The organism is Streptomyces sp. NPDC050121, from assembly GCF_044460385.1.
Lineage (GTDB): Bacteria > Actinomycetota > Actinomycetes > Streptomycetales > Streptomycetaceae > Streptomyces > Streptomyces soliscabiei.
Genome location: NZ_JBITJV010000036.1, coordinates 1 through 13,161 on the forward strand (window position 1 = coordinate 1; position 13,161 = coordinate 13,161).

Genomic DNA, 13,161 nt, shown 5'->3' on the forward strand with positions numbered 1-13,161 from the left:
GGACGACAAGACCCCGCGGACCCCAGACCGCAGATCGGCACCGCCAACGACGCGCCCAGGTCACACATCAGCAGAACGAAAGACGCTCAACAGCTGCACGACCGGGGTGTCCCGGTCGTGCGGTTCGACTCCGGTGACTTCCCGGCCACCCTGTCGTGCTCCGCCTCCATCGGCGACACCGACAGGTGGCGAGGAAGCGTGCAGACCTCGACCCGGCGAGCCGACCTGGGCGCCGTGAGGTCCATGTACTACCGGCGCCCGTCTGGGTTCGCCTTCCCCTACCTCGACAGGCAGGAAGAGCGGTTCGCCATCGCGCACGCGCGCTACGGGCTGGGTGGCATCCTCACCTCGCTGCCCGGCTGCCTGTACGTAAATCACCCCAACCGCATCGGTGACGCCGAGTACAAACCGGCCGGGCTCGCGACCGCGGCGGCGGCCGGCTTCACCCTGCCGCCCACGCTGATTACTAATGTGCCTGACGATGCGCGGGCGTTCACCTGTCACCCCGCCGCCTGAGGTGGAACATGCCATGCGTGCCTACCTGAAGCACTTCGGGCTTGTCTTCGGGGCATTCGACTTCGCCTTGACCGACTCCGGCGAGTGGGTCTTCATCGAGTGCAATCCTTCGGGGCAGTGGGCATGGATGGAGCCGCCGACCGGGTTGCCCATGACCGCGGCACTCGCCGATCTCCTGGAAGGAGGACTCCGTGGCCGGTGAGCCTGATGCCGAGACAACGGCAGCCGACCTCCGACGGCAGCTGGCCGCCGGACTGGAGAAGGACCGCTGGCTGCGGTCACCTCAGTGGCGGGCTGCCGTTGAGGCAGTGCCCCGCCACGTGTTCATTCCGCGCTTCTACCGGGAGAGCGACGGCCTTGGTGTCACCACCTGGGAGCCGGTCACCGAGGCGAACCCCGGCCAGGAAGAGTGGCTCCGGCTCGTCTACTCCGACGAGACCTGGATGACCCAGTTCGACGGCCGGGACATCGACTGGGCCGATCCGAAGCCGATCACCAACGCGGTCCCGAGCTCATCGTCCACTCTGGCGAGCCTCGTAGTCCGGATGCTCGAAGACCTGGACGTACACCAAGGCATGAACGTACTGGAAATCGGGACAGGCACCGGCTACTCGACTGCACTGATGTGCCACCGGCTTGGCAGCGAGGCCGTGACCTCGATCGAGACGGACGAAGGTGTGGCACGGCGAGCCCGCGAGGCTCTCGCGAGCTCCGGCTATACCCCTGACCTGGTGGTGGGGGACGGCCGCGTCGGCCACCTCGACGGAGCCCCCTACGACCGGCTGATCGCCACGTGCGGTTTCCGCAACATCCCCCCTGCCTGGCTGGGGCAAGTGCCATGTGTGCCATATGTGTGCTGCAAGCGCAGGGGCCCTCCCGTCCGCCGGACGGAAGGGCCCCTGACCTGGTGCTTCTCTGTGCCCCCGGCAGGATTCGAACCTGCGACACCCGCTTTAGGAGAGCGGTGCTCTATCCCCTGAGCTACGAAGGCGGGCCTTGCGGAAAACGTTGGTGAACACTCTGCGTGAGAGTTCACCCGCGCTGTGGCAAGGGTGGGGCCGCCGGTGAGGGCGGTCCCTGACAGCGTAGCGGATCAGTGTGGGGTGGTGGGGCGAGGCTGAGACCTCAGTCCGGGTTCATGATCGCGGGAGTTGTTGGGGCCGTCGCTGAGGCCTGTGGCTTCTGCGTCGGCGTCGGTGTAGGTGGGGTCCTCTTGGTAGCGGGCTGCGCTGGTGGCGTTCTGGGCGAGGAGGAAGCCGAGGACGACGAGGCTCTGGGCTTCTGCGCCGAAGGCGATCATGCGGCGGTTCCACAGGGAGCGGTCGAACTGGGAGAAGCCGGCTTCGGTGTCCTCGCGGCCGCCGTAGAGGTGTTGGCGGGTGGAGGTGTTGTCGGGAATCTGCAGGAGGTGCTCGGCGCGGTGGAAGCCGGTCTCGGTGTCGCTCTGACCCTCGTCGCGTTCTCCGGGGGTGGTGGTGACTCCGACGGGTTCGCGGTGTTCCACCGCGCCCCGCCAACAGCCCGGTGGAATCCCTCTGATGTGGATCGCGCACACGCACGCGGTTAAGGCACGCGATCTGCGGCGAACTCGTCGACACCGGCAAGGCCTTCCTCGGTATCGGCATGGGCCGCGTCGAGGACCTCGTGAACCACCGGAATCCGCTCGCCGACCTCGACGCAGGCTTCTACTTCAATCGCTGAGCCGCCAGGAGGCTGGTAGTACTTCGTCAGGTTGGTGGTGGCGGGTGGTGTTCGGGCTGGGCTGGTAAGTGGCGGTGGCAGGTGGGGCTTGTGCCGGTCCATGCCCATATGAGGTTCTGGAGTGTGTCGAGGACTTGGTGGAAGGTCAGGTCGGCGCGGGGGTTTTTGGGGTCCAGGCGGTGCAGGGTGAGGAAGGCGTGGGCGGCGGTGACCAGGTGGTGGTGTGGTGGTGGTGCCGGCCGCGGCAGGTGCGGCCCTCGAAGTGGTCCAGGCCCAGCCCGTGCCTCATCTCGCGGTAGTCGTGCTCGACGCGGACCCCACCGGGATGAGCAAGGAAGGAATACGCCGCGGACAGGGCAGCCCTTGCGCGATTGAGCCGTTCGGCCCAATGCCCGGCCGGTCAGCAGGCCGATGGTCTTACAAGGCGCTCTACTTGCTCTCAGACTTCGAGGGGAGCCGGCCCATGACAGGACATCCGCACTCCGTCGAGCGCGTACTTGCCGCGCCCATCGATCTCAACGGGACTGGGCACTACGTGCACTGGGGAGTGGTGCAGCTCTCTGTCGCCAACCTCGTGGTCATCGGGGTGATGCTGGTCGTCTTCGTGGCGGCCCTGCTTCTGCCCTTCCCGCGAGGGCGAGGCCGAGGATGAGCGAGGCAGGAGGAGGCTGGACCGGAGCGGTCCGGCGGCGGGCCGTGCGGGCACTGCCCCCGGACAAGCTGCTGCCGGACACCCAGCCCGCGTACATGGCCTCATGGATCTACGTCTTCGGTGTGCTCACCGTGGCCGCGCTGATCGTAGTCCTGGTCACGGGCGGGGTGCTGGCCCTGAAGGGGCCCGCATGGTGGCATGTCTCGGGGACCGGCAAGTACGTGAACGGTCTGCACCTGTGGAGCGTCGAGCTGTTCATGTTCTTCATGGTCGTCCACCTGTGGGGCAAGTTCTTCATGGCCGCCTGGCGCGGTCGGCGGGCGCTGACCTGGGTCACCGGTGCGGTGTGTTTCTTCGCCTCGATCGGCACGGCGTTCACCGGCTACCTGGTCCAGCAGAACTTCGACTCCCAGTGGATCGCCGGGCAGGCCAAGGACGGGCTCAACTCGGTTGGTATCGGCGCGTTCTTCAACGTGCTGGACTTCGGTCAGATGCTGATGTGGCACATCGTCCTGCTGCCTTTCGCCCTCGGCCTGCTGGCGGTCTGGCACATCCTGCTGGTCCGGCTGCGCGGGATCGTGCCGCCGATCGGAGCCGCGCCCGATCCCCCGGACGGGCCCACGCGGGAGGCAGCGTCATGACCCACCGCGCCCGCAAGCGCACCGTGCCGGACCCGGCCAGTTTCCCCACCAGGCCCTACGACCTGGTCAAGGAGTTCACGATCGCACTGGTGGTGGTCGCGCTGCTCACCGTGGGCCTGGCCGCGGTATTCTCCTCGCCCGACATCAAGCCGGTGACGCTGGCCTCCTGGTCGCGGGCCGACGGCGCCGACTTCACGGCGACCGCCGTGTCCGAGCTCGGCGGCACCAGCGGAACGGCCGAGTACGGGCCGCCCTACAACCACACGCCGGGCGCGGCGCAGAAGCTCGGCCCGGTCGGGCTGCAGAGCGCCGCGGGGGTCCGCATCCCGGTGAACACGGCGAACGACTTCGTACTGCGTCCACTGCGAGACGCCCCGGAACCGCCCGCCGTCACCGCGGCCCTCGCCACCTGGGCCGCCGCCCCGGCGGCCCGGCAACAGGCATGGACCGCCGCCTACTCCGACGCCCTGTCCAAGGCCGGCGGCGGCGCGCCCGCGAAGGGCGATTACGGCCCGGTCCCTGTCCTCACCGAACGCCTTCTCGGTCTGGCTCGCAGCGGCGCACTGGATGGCGAACTGCAGGCGGAGGGCAAGTTCTACGAGACCGACTACACCCGTCCGCTGCTCTTCCTCTCCGATGGTTCCTACCTGGAGTCCCTTGCCCGTGCCGAGCATCTCGGCGGCGACCAGTGGGGGATGATGAACGAGACCGGGAACTACCCGGGCCAGGCGTGGCTGTGGCTCTACACCTTCTGGTACCAGATCGAGCCCTTCAAGTCCTCCGGTAACGCCGACGCTCTGATCTGGGGTTTGATGGCGCTGCTCAGCCTGGGCCTGATGCTGGTCCCCTTCATCCCCGGCGTGCGCTCGGTACCGCGCTGGACGCGGGTGCACCGGTTGATCTGGCGCACGTACTACCGCGAACAAGCTGTCCAACGGGACCGGCAGGAGTGATCTTCGCTCTCCGACGTACGCCCGCTGCGGGTGCACCGCCTGTTCCGCTGTCAGCCCTTCGGGGTTTGCCGGAGTCACCGCAGGGCGGCAAGACACCGTCGAGTGCGTGTCAGCCGTGCGACTCGCCCTCTTCCAGCATGTGGGTGGCGCGGGATCCAGTGGCGCTGCAGTGTCCGGACCCGCTGGCGGGTGCTGAGCACCTCCGCGCCGACGATCCTGGCTGCGGCCCGGTTGCAGGCGTGGTCGGCGGCCGCCGCCACCGCGCGCCGGTAGGCGGCTTCGGCGTTGATCAGGGCCGTGTTGCCCGGTGCGGCGGCGGTCGGCGGGCGAGCCGGGACCGTACAGGAGACTTCCGACGGGTGGTGCGTCCCCATTGACGTGGTCCAGCCGAGGTAACGTCCGCCGGGCGAGGTCGGGTACGGCCCGGACCGGCCCCCTTGCGCATCAGTCGGGAGCGCAGTGCAGCCGGGTCGAGCACGACTCGGCGGGTGCGCCGGGGGTGCAGTGCCCGGATTCGTCACACCCGGCCGCTCTGCCTGCATGCCACGGGATGGAGCAGCCCGCTTCGGCCCTACGGGCGTAGACGGCACGTGATCACGCGCGCCGGAGACGTGAACGCGTTGCTGAGGACATCCGCCAGGCGCATGTGGCCTTGATCGGCAAGTTCGTCGCGGACCGTGCTGGACACGGACAGCGCTCCGTCCGGGGCGAAGGCGACGGGCTTCGATCGTCGCCGCATGGTGTGCGGACGGCGGTCCGTCGTGCGGATGCGGTTCATGCCGCTCCAGGTACCGCCTCACGTACGTCGGGGCAGCCGCGGCCGTTCCTCAAGCGCGGACCAGCGGTGTGTCGACCAGATGCTCGGCCAGGAACCACGCCTGCCGTTCGCCGGTCCGGATCACCTGGGAGACCAGCAGGTCGATGGTGCCGTCGTCACCGCACTCGGCGGTCCGGGCGGTGGCGTCATGGGCGTCGATGAGGATCGTCTCGTGGGCCTCCAGCAGCCGGGACAGCATGGCCGGCACCTCCTCCACGCCGTCCGGGGGCCGCGGGATCGACGTGATCTCGGCGACGTGCCGCGGGTCTCCCACCGCGACGCCGCCCAGCGACTGGACGCGTTCGGCGATGGTGTCGATGATGTCGAGCTGTTCACCCGCGTGCTTGTCCAGGAGCAGGTGCAGCTGGTAGAAGGTCGCGCCGCGCATCAGCCAGTGGTGCTTCTTGTAGAGGCCGTAGAGGATCTGCGTGTCCGCGAGGACCTTGTTCAGGCGCTGACAGGAATACATCCGCGCCTCATAGGTCAGGGCGATGGGCAGCTGCTTGACGGTCCCGAACTTCTGGATCACCTCGCCCTTCTGGTGCAGCAGGGGCTGGCTGCTATGTGCGGATGGGGAGTTGGTGGTCATGGTCCGCCTCCTGCGGTGCCGTGCTGTGCGTACCCCGGTGACGCTAGGTGCCCGGTCGGGGGGTGTCTTGACCGGCAGTGCATGCGGTGGTGCCCGCCGGCGCACTGAGCCGGTCCTTGTCTTCGGTGTTCGCTCTCGGGCAAGCCTCCGTGCGCCGGCGGACTCGGGCCGTTGTCCCGCCGCTCTAGCGTCAGCGGAACAGTCCATGCCCCAAGAGCCGGCGGAACGAGGAGAGGCATGAGCGCGAACGAGCAGGCGGATGTGGTGGTCGTCGGGCTGGGGCCGGGCGGCGAGTACGTCGCCGGCACGCTGGCCGAAGCGGGACTGGACGTGGTGGGGGTCGAGGCGGAACTCGTCGGAGGCGAGTGTCCGTACTGGGCGTGCGTGCCCAGCAAGATGATGATCCGGGCCGGGAACCTGCTGGCCGAGGCGGGGCGGGTTCCCGCCCTCGCCGGTGAAGCGGTCGTGACTCCGGACTGGGGCAGGGTCGCCGGACGGATCCGTCACGAGGCCACCGATGACTGGAACGACCAGGTGGCCGCGGACCGCTTCACCGCGAAGGGCGGTCGGCTCGTCCGGGGGACGGGGCGCCTCGCCGGGCCGCGCCGTGTGACGGTTGGTGACCGCAACTTCGAGGCCCGGCGGGGTGTCGTGCTGGCCACCGGCACCCGGCCCCGGATCCCCCCGGTGCCGGGTCTGGAGGGAACGCCGTACTGGACCAACCGGGACGCCATGGCGGCCAAGGAGCTACCGGCGTCCATGGTGGTGCTCGGCGGGGGCGCCATCGGCGTCGAACTCGCCCAGGTCTTCGCCCGCTTCAAGTGTGCGGTCACGGTGGTCGAGGGGCAGGACCGGCTGCTGTCGCAGGAGGAGCCGGAAGCAGGGGAGCTGGCCGCTCAGGTGCTGCGTGCGGACGGTGTCACCGTTCGCACGGGCACTCGGGCGCGGCAGGTCAGCCATGACGGCTCCGAGTTCATCGTCCGCCTTGAGAGCGACGAACAACCGCTGAGCGCTGAACGGCTCCTGGTCGCCACCGGACGCCAGGCCGACCTGACCCCGCTGGCGGTCGACTCGGTGGGCCTCGATCCGGCAGCGGGAGCCGTTCCCACGGACGGGCGGATGCGGGCCGGGGACGGGCTGTGGGCGGTCGGCGACATCACCGGCCGGGGCGCCTTCACCCACGTGTCGATGTACCAGGCTGAGATCGCCGTCCGGGACATCCTCGGGCAGCCCGGACCCCCCGCTGACTACCGGGCGCTGCCCCGGGTCACGTTCACCGATCCGGAGATCGGAGCCGTGGGGCTGACGGAGCGACAGGCGCGGGAGCAGGGGCTGTGCGTGCGCACCAGCGTGGTGACCGTCGCCTCGTCCACGCGCGGCTGGATCCACGGGCCGGGCAACGAGGGGTTCATCAAGCTCGTCGAGGACGCCGACCGGGGCGTTCTGATCGGTGCGACATCGGCGGGGCCGGTGGGCGGGGAGGTGTTGTACGGACTGAACGTGGCCGTCCATGCCGAGGTACCCGTCGACCGGCTTCAGCACATGATCTACACCTACCCCACCTTTCACCGGACGATCGAGGCGGCCCTGGGAGCCCTCCGCTGAACCGCGCCCCGACCATGCAGGCGGACCCGGGCGCCAGGCGGTGGCGCACCATGATGGGCCGCGACCCCGGCGAACCGCACCGATCCGCCACCTCGCTGGAGCTCTTCTTCGACCTGTGCTTCGTCGTCGCGGTGGCGCAGGCCTCCGCCAGCCTGCACGGGGCGCTGACGGAAGGGGACTACGGCAGCGGCGCGCTGCGCTTCGGGCTGGTCTTCTTCACCATCTGGTGGGCGTGGATGAACTTCACCTGGTTCGCCTCCGCCTACGACCCCGACGACGTCACGTACCGGCTGACGGTGCTGGTGCAGATCACCGGATCGCTCATCCTCGCCGCCGGCGTGCGCCGCGCCTTCGAGGACGGCGATCTGCACGTCATCACGCTGGGGTACGTCGTGCTGCGCACGGCGTTGGCCGCGCTCTGGCTGCGGGCCGCGCTGTCCGATCCCGCCCGGCGGAAAACCACGCTGCGCTTCGCCGCGGGGGTGACGGGATGCCAGCTCGGCTGGGTGGGGTTGCTCGCCGTCCCGGCTCCGGTACGGCTGCCGGGCATCGTGGTGCTGATCGTGGCCGAGGTGTCCGTTCCGGTGTGGGCGCAGTCCGCCGGGATGACGCCCTGGCATCCGCACCACATCGCCGAGCGCTACGAACTGTTCACCCTCATCGTCCTCGGCGAGTCCGTCGCAGCCGCCACCGTCGCCGTCCGCAGCGCCTTCGACCGGCATCACGGCACCGGTTCGCTGTACACGCTGGCGGCCGGCGGCCTGCTCCTGGCGTACGCCATGTGGTGGCTGTACTTCGCCCGCCCCGCGCACACGCTGCTCGCCACGACGTACCAGGCCCACCGGAGGCGATTCCCCTGGGCCTACGGCCACTACCTGATCTTCGCCTCGGCGACCGCGGAGGGCGCCGGCCTGGCCGCGTACGCCGATCACGTCACGCGTCACACCGGGGCCTCGCCGGTTGCCGCCGGCGCCGCGGTCACTGTTCCGGCGGCCGTCTTTCTGATCACGGTCTGGCTCGTGCACCTGAGGCCGCACCAAAGGAGCCTGGCCGAGCGGATTCCGTTCCCCGTCGCCGCGGTCGGGGTCTTGGCGGCCGCTTGGTCCCCGGTGCCCGCGCTCATCGCCGGTGTGCTTCTGGCCGGCCTGGTCGCGGTGGTCACGGTGCCGCGCCGATGACCAGACCCCGCAGCGGAATCCCGGCCCTGGGCCGACACGAATGGGCCGCGCGGACGGACCGGGCGACCGAGCGCCGGCGGCGCATCGAGCTGAGGGCGGGCGGCTCGGCCGGTTGCCTGGGGTACTCGCCTCATTCGGCCGGACGGTCGTCATCGAGCGGCCCGGAACGTCGTTGTGTCGTTGGCGCGTTCGCCGGTCGCCTCGCGTCCTACGACCGCCGAGGCCGACGACGAGGAACCATCACTCAGCCGTGCGCCGTTCGCCGGACAGGCCTTGAAGCTGCCACTCGCGAGGCGCTATGCCATAAGCGGCCCGGAAAACCCGGCTGAAATGGCTGGGACTCACGAAACCCCAGCGTCGGGCGACGGTCGCCACCCCGAGCGTCAGAGCCGGGGACCGCAGAAGATCCCGGCGGCACCGCTCCAGCCGCTCGGTCCGGATCCATTCCCCGACGGTGGTTCCCTCGGACTGGAACAACTTGTGCAGATAGCGAACCGAAATGAAGTGGGCAGCGGCGATCGCGGTGGGTGACAGGTCGGGATCGGAGAGGTTTTGCAGGATGTGGTCCTTCACTCGCACCATCATGGCCGCGGCGGTTTCGGGAGCCTGAGGCGCGAAGCGGCCGCTGAGCTCGTTGAGGAACAGTGCCAGCAGGTCGAGCCCGGTAGCGACGACCTGACGGCCGACGAAGTCGTCGAAACTCGCTGCTTCGAGCCCCATCCGCGCGAAATAGGACGACACCAGTGCGGCACTGCCGCAACGATCCGAGAACGCTCGCGCAGTCAACGCCTGCAGGTCCTCGTCCCGCACGCGAAGCTCCTTCCGGGGGAACTGAAAGGAGGTGAAGCGGGCCTCGCCCTGCACTTTCTTTCTGAAAACGCGAGACGAATCAGAAATGGAGAAATCTCCGGGCTTGATCAGGCACTCTCTCCCGTCCTGCTCCTTGACGGCGCTGCCCGTGTGCTGAAACGTGAGGATCAGGAGCTCCTTCCCGTCCCGGGCTATCAGGCGCTTGCTGCGCCGCACCTCTTGCGGCCCGGCCTGGACGTCCGACACCTGAGTGGCACCCCATTGGTGGGTGACGATTCTTCCCGGCGACGGATCCTGCTCCAGGATATTGACATCGAGCGGTACGAACGCCTCGGACACCGCTTCATGCCAGCGCTCTATCCGAGCGGCTGCGGACAGCGCCGCGGTGGAAAGGACAACGGACATCTGGCCCCCTTGACATCCTGATCGACAGGTGGTTCGGACACGGTCACCGGACAGCCCGATCAGCGAAGATCCGGTTGGCCTCCACAACACCGTGCCAGCCGGCCTGGGACGGCACATCGCGTGAATCCGCTAGATCCAGGGGTGCCGGACCGAGACGCCCCTCACTTGACGGCTCCGCTGGTGGCGCCGGCGGCGACGTAGCGCTGAGCGACGACGAGCAGGAGGGCAGCAGGGACGGACGCCATGACCGTGGTGGCCATGACGGCGTTCCACTGGTTCGTGTGGGCACCGATGTACTGGTAGATGCCCAGGGTGATCGGCTGAACGGTCCGTGTGGTGGTCAGCGTGAGGGCGAAGAGGAAGTCGCTCCAGGTGAAGAGGAAGGTGAAGACGGCGGCAGTGATCAACGCGTTCGTGCTCACCGGAAGCACCACGGAGCGCAAGACACGCAGTCTGCCGGCCCCGTCCACGCGCGCGGCCTCGATGATCTCCCTGGGAATGCTCTGCATGAACGAACGCAGGATGATGATCGCGAAGGGGACCCCGGCGGTGGAGTCGGCGAGGATCAGTCCGAGGTAGGAGTTCAGGAGCCCCAGGTCGTTGTAGGCGCCGTAGAGCGCGTTGGCCACGACGATGCCCGGCACCATCTGGGTGAGCAGGATGCCGAAGAGCACGAGGTTGGTTCCGCGCAGGCGGAACTGGGCCAGCGCGTAGGCCGCGGGCGCGGCGAGCCCCAAGCTGAGGGCGACGCTGCCGAGGGCTACGACGAGGCTGGTGACGAGGTTGCGTCCCTGATCGCGCAGGGCGGTGACGTAACCACTGAGATCAGGGTGGAAGGGGAACCAGCCTCCCTGCAGTGTGTTGCCCGCCGGCTGGAGGGAGGCGTTCACCATCCAGTACACCGGAAACAGCATCAGCGCGAGCAGGGCGATCCCGACCACGGTGGACGACCTGCCACGGCCCGGAGCGCGCTTCACGGGGGCACCTCTCAGACGTTCCGGGCGCGACGGTTGGCGCGCAGGTAGACGACGGCGAAGGCAAGAGAGATGACGATGAGCACGTTGCTCATCGCGGCACCGCGCCCGAACTCGAACTGCTGAAACGACAGTTCGTAGGACTGGGTGGCCAGGGTCTCCGTGGCGCCCGCCGGTCCCCCGCCCGTCACCACGAGGATGATGTCCAGCACCTTGACCGTGTAGACCACGCCCAGCACCAGCACCACGCTCACCACGGGCCGCAGCAGCGGCCAGGTAACATGGCGGAACGACGCCAGCGGGCCGGCCCCGTCCAGCTTCGCCGCCTCGTACAGGTGCGTGGGGATGTCCTGCAGACCGCCGTACAGGATCGCGGTGTTGAAGGGGATTCCGACCCAGATGTTGATGAGGATCACCGACACCAGCGCCTGTGAGGTGCCGGTGAGCCAGGGGATGCCGGACGATGAGAGATGCAGGCCGCGCAACCCCGCGTTGACGACTCCCGAGTCGGGGTCGAGCATCCACCGCCACGTCGTTCCGGAGACCACCAGCGGCAGCAGCCACGGCAGCAACAGCAGCGATCGCAGAACGCCGCCGAGCGGGAAACGGCGCTGGAAGAACAGGGCGAAGGCCAGGCCGAGAGCGAACTGCCCGACGATCGACCCGGCGGTGAACAGGACCGTGGTCAGCAGCGCCCTGGAGAACAGGTCCGACGCAAGGATCTTCGAGTAGTTCTGCAGTCCCACGAACGGCGCAGCACCCGTGTAGAACGTCGTGGTCGTGTACTGCTGGAAGCTCATCACGATGTTCTTGACGATCGGGTAGCCGAAGAACAGCAGCAGGTATGCCGCGGCGGGCACCAGGTACATCCACTGGGCCGGCCGCTCCCAGAAACGCGCCCGGGCCGGGTCAGTTACTTGTCGCGATCTGCTGGGCATGCCTGAGGGCTTCCTCCGGTGTCTGCTCGCCCGTCAGCGCCAACTGGACAGCGGTGTATATCCCGGTCGCCGCCTTGGGCCACTTGACGCCGAGCTCGCTGGTACGGGATCGGGCCGCTTCCACGCTCTTGACGAAGGCAGCCATCGACGGGACCTGCTCGGCGTACTGGGAGGCCACGGTGGAGCGGGAGGGCACGGTGAAGTGCTGCTTGGCCAGGGCGAGCATGCTGGAGGAGTCGTTCAGGCAGGCGAGGACCTTGGCGGCCTTCTCCTGCCGGGCCTTGGAAGGGCTCTGCGGGACCGTCCACACCTCACCGCCGAGCGGCGTGATCGGGGTCTGCCCAGTCTTGGGAACGGGGATGGGGGCCACTCCCCAGTGCAGGTTCTCGTCCTTGTTCAGGGCCGGGATCCGCCACGGGCCGTTGATCATCATGGCTGTCCTGCCGGCGACGAACTGATCGTGGACGTCGGCCTGCGTCCAGTTCAGCACCGACTTGGACATGGATCCGCTCTTCACCAGGTCGACCCACAGCTGGAGTGCCTGCGCGGCCTGCGGGGTGTCCAGGTGCTTCTCGTCCCCGCCGTTGGACCACAGGAAGGGCAGGAACTGCCAGCTGCCCTCGAAAGTGGGGTTCGCGTCGACCGCCATGCCGTAGCGCCCGGGACGGGTCAGCTCGGCCGCCGCCGTCTTCAGTTCGTCCCAGTTCCTCGGCACGGCGACACCGGCCTTGGCGAGCATGTCCTTGTTGTAGATGAGGGCGACCGTGCTGACGTAGGGCGCCAGACCGTACACCTTCCCCTTGTACGTGCCCGCCGAGAGGATGCCCTTGGCGAAGCCGCCGGAGTCGACGCCGTACTGGTCCAGCGGGGTCAGTGCGCCGGTCTGTGCGATCTGCTGCAGGTCGGGGTTGTCCAGCATCAGCAGGTCGGGAAGGGTCCGCGACGACGCCTGCTGCAGGACCTTGGGGATGAGCGACGCTCCCGGAACGCTTGTCTGCTCGACCTTCACGCCGGCGGTCTTGCCACAGGCGGTGAGCATCTCGCCCCATTGGCTGTGTTCGGGTTCGTCGGTGTAGTAGTCGAGCGCCGTGATGGACGTGACCTTGCCGGCGGCGGAGCCGGTGGCGGTTCCGCCACCACAGCCGGTGGCGGCCAGTACCAGGGCGATGGCTCCGCTCAGGAGGGCGGCTGTCCGCCGCGCCGGCGGTCTGGCCGGTGAGATCATGCTGTGCCTTTACCGAGGGGCGTCTGTGGCCGGCATCGGTGTCGCAGGGGTGGGCGGATCCGGATTCCGGGGGGTGCCCGCAAGATGGCCCATGCCGGCGTCTTCCGTTCCGATGCATGCTATAGGGTCCGCGCGAAGACGTGTGATCACCTCTTCC

At 68.6% G+C, this 13,161-nt stretch carries 12 protein-coding genes, 1 tRNA gene and 3 pseudogenes; 7 read left to right on the top strand and 9 right to left on the bottom strand.

What is annotated here, in order from left to right; translation table 11 throughout:
- Positions 1-33: 33 nt before the first annotated feature.
- A pseudogene (locus tag ACIBTS_RS37770) lies at positions 34-718 on the top strand (MvdC/MvdD family ATP grasp protein).
- Positions 719-1,040: 322 nt separating this feature from the next.
- A pseudogene (locus ACIBTS_RS37775) lies at positions 1,041-1,340 on the top strand (methyltransferase domain-containing protein); the annotation flags it as partial.
- 94 nt (positions 1,341-1,434) lie between these two features.
- Here the strand turns inward: ACIBTS_RS37775 and ACIBTS_RS37780 are convergent.
- The 4 genes and pseudogenes from ACIBTS_RS37780 to ACIBTS_RS37795 form a co-directional block, all read right to left on the bottom strand.
- Positions 1,435-1,507: transfer RNA gene (locus ACIBTS_RS37780), tRNA-Arg, on the bottom strand.
- 102 nt (positions 1,508-1,609) lie between these two features.
- The gene (locus ACIBTS_RS37785; protein WP_399325197.1) at positions 1,610-2,020 is read right to left on the bottom strand and encodes a hypothetical protein; all 411 of its coding nucleotides are present in this window, start codon (positions 2,018-2,020) and stop codon (positions 1,610-1,612) included.
- A 59-nt stretch (positions 2,021-2,079) separates the two neighbouring features.
- Complete coding sequence (locus ACIBTS_RS37790; RefSeq protein ID WP_399325198.1) at positions 2,080-2,319, bottom strand: hypothetical protein; 240 nt, start codon at positions 2,317-2,319, stop codon at positions 2,080-2,082.
- Positions 2,320-2,329: 10 nt separating this feature from the next.
- Positions 2,330-2,530 (bottom strand): annotated as a pseudogene (locus ACIBTS_RS37795) (IS701 family transposase); the annotation flags it as partial.
- A gap of 150 nt (positions 2,531-2,680) precedes the next feature.
- Between ACIBTS_RS37795 and ACIBTS_RS37800 the strand changes: the two are divergent.
- From ACIBTS_RS37800 to ACIBTS_RS37810, 3 genes are read left to right on the top strand one after another with little or no spacing between them, the layout of a single operon-like run.
- The gene (locus ACIBTS_RS37800; protein WP_399325199.1) at positions 2,681-2,869 is read left to right on the top strand and encodes a hypothetical protein; all 189 of its coding nucleotides are present in this window, start codon (positions 2,681-2,683) and stop codon (positions 2,867-2,869) included.
- The gene (locus tag ACIBTS_RS37805) at positions 2,866-3,510 is read left to right on the top strand and encodes a cytochrome b N-terminal domain-containing protein (protein WP_399325200.1); all 645 of its coding nucleotides are present in this window, start codon (positions 2,866-2,868) and stop codon (positions 3,508-3,510) included. Before ACIBTS_RS37800 ends, ACIBTS_RS37805 begins: the two co-directional genes overlap by 4 nt.
- On the top strand, positions 3,507-4,463 hold the full coding sequence (locus tag ACIBTS_RS37810; RefSeq protein WP_399325201.1) for a hypothetical protein: 957 nt from the start codon (positions 3,507-3,509) through the stop codon (positions 4,461-4,463). The genes ACIBTS_RS37805 and ACIBTS_RS37810 overlap by 4 nt, the downstream gene beginning before the upstream one ends.
- Positions 4,464-5,290: 827 nt before the next feature.
- On the opposite strand, the gene ACIBTS_RS37815 is transcribed toward ACIBTS_RS37810, so the two are convergent.
- On the bottom strand, positions 5,291-5,869 hold the full coding sequence (locus tag ACIBTS_RS37815; protein ID WP_399325202.1) for a Dps family protein: 579 nt from the start codon (positions 5,867-5,869) through the stop codon (positions 5,291-5,293).
- 237 nt (positions 5,870-6,106) lie between these two features.
- Here ACIBTS_RS37815 and ACIBTS_RS37820 point away from each other — a divergent pair, with 237 nt between their 5' ends.
- On the top strand, positions 6,107-7,474 hold the full coding sequence (locus ACIBTS_RS37820; protein WP_399325203.1) for a dihydrolipoyl dehydrogenase family protein: 1,368 nt from the start codon (positions 6,107-6,109) through the stop codon (positions 7,472-7,474).
- Between the two features lie 14 nt (positions 7,475-7,488).
- A complete protein-coding gene (locus ACIBTS_RS37825) occupies positions 7,489-8,652 on the top strand; it encodes a low temperature requirement protein A (protein ID WP_399325204.1) in 1,164 nt (387 codons plus the stop codon).
- A 240-nt stretch (positions 8,653-8,892) separates the two neighbouring features.
- Here the strand turns inward: ACIBTS_RS37825 and ACIBTS_RS37830 are convergent, their stop codons facing one another.
- From ACIBTS_RS37830 to ACIBTS_RS37845, 4 genes are all read right to left on the bottom strand, one after another.
- A complete protein-coding gene (locus ACIBTS_RS37830) occupies positions 8,893-9,867 on the bottom strand; it encodes a helix-turn-helix domain-containing protein (RefSeq protein WP_399325205.1) in 975 nt (324 codons plus the stop codon).
- A gap of 161 nt (positions 9,868-10,028) precedes the next feature.
- Positions 10,029-10,844, bottom strand: coding sequence for a carbohydrate ABC transporter permease (locus ACIBTS_RS37835; RefSeq protein WP_399325206.1), 816 nt, complete (start codon positions 10,842-10,844; stop codon positions 10,029-10,031).
- Positions 10,845-10,855: 11 nt separating this feature from the next.
- The gene (locus tag ACIBTS_RS37840) at positions 10,856-11,779 is read right to left on the bottom strand and encodes a carbohydrate ABC transporter permease (protein WP_399325207.1); all 924 of its coding nucleotides are present in this window, start codon (positions 11,777-11,779) and stop codon (positions 10,856-10,858) included.
- Positions 11,751-13,004 carry an extracellular solute-binding protein gene (locus ACIBTS_RS37845; RefSeq protein ID WP_399325208.1) on the bottom strand — a complete coding sequence of 418 codons (1,254 nt, stop codon included), beginning with the start codon at positions 13,002-13,004 and terminating at the stop codon, positions 11,751-11,753. Before ACIBTS_RS37845 ends, ACIBTS_RS37840 begins: the two co-directional genes overlap by 29 nt.
- Between the last annotated feature and the right edge of the window lie 157 nt (positions 13,005-13,161).

Bases quoted from the DNA above. Each gene is read 5' to 3' on its own strand.
- ACIBTS_RS37790 (WP_399325198.1), bottom strand. From the start codon at position 2,319: ATGGACCGGCACAAGCCCCACCTGCCACCGCCACTTACCAGCCCAGCC.
- ACIBTS_RS37800 (WP_399325199.1), top strand. From the start codon at position 2,681: ATGACAGGACATCCGCACTCCGTCGAGCGCGTACTTGCCGCGCCCATC.
- ACIBTS_RS37805 (WP_399325200.1), top strand. From the start codon at position 2,866: ATGAGCGAGGCAGGAGGAGGCTGGACCGGAGCGGTCCGGCGGCGGGCC.
- ACIBTS_RS37810 (WP_399325201.1), top strand. From the start codon at position 3,507: ATGACCCACCGCGCCCGCAAGCGCACCGTGCCGGACCCGGCCAGTTTC.
- ACIBTS_RS37815 (WP_399325202.1), bottom strand. From the start codon at position 5,869: ATGACCACCAACTCCCCATCCGCACATAGCAGCCAGCCCCTGCTGCAC.
- ACIBTS_RS37820 (WP_399325203.1), top strand. From the start codon at position 6,107: ATGAGCGCGAACGAGCAGGCGGATGTGGTGGTCGTCGGGCTGGGGCCG.
- ACIBTS_RS37825 (WP_399325204.1), top strand. From the start codon at position 7,489: ATGCAGGCGGACCCGGGCGCCAGGCGGTGGCGCACCATGATGGGCCGC.
- ACIBTS_RS37830 (WP_399325205.1), bottom strand. From the start codon at position 9,867: ATGTCCGTTGTCCTTTCCACCGCGGCGCTGTCCGCAGCCGCTCGGATA.
- ACIBTS_RS37840 (WP_399325207.1), bottom strand. From the start codon at position 11,779: ATGCCCAGCAGATCGCGACAAGTAACTGACCCGGCCCGGGCGCGTTTC.
- ACIBTS_RS37845 (WP_399325208.1), bottom strand. From the start codon at position 13,004: ATGATCTCACCGGCCAGACCGCCGGCGCGGCGGACAGCCGCCCTCCTG.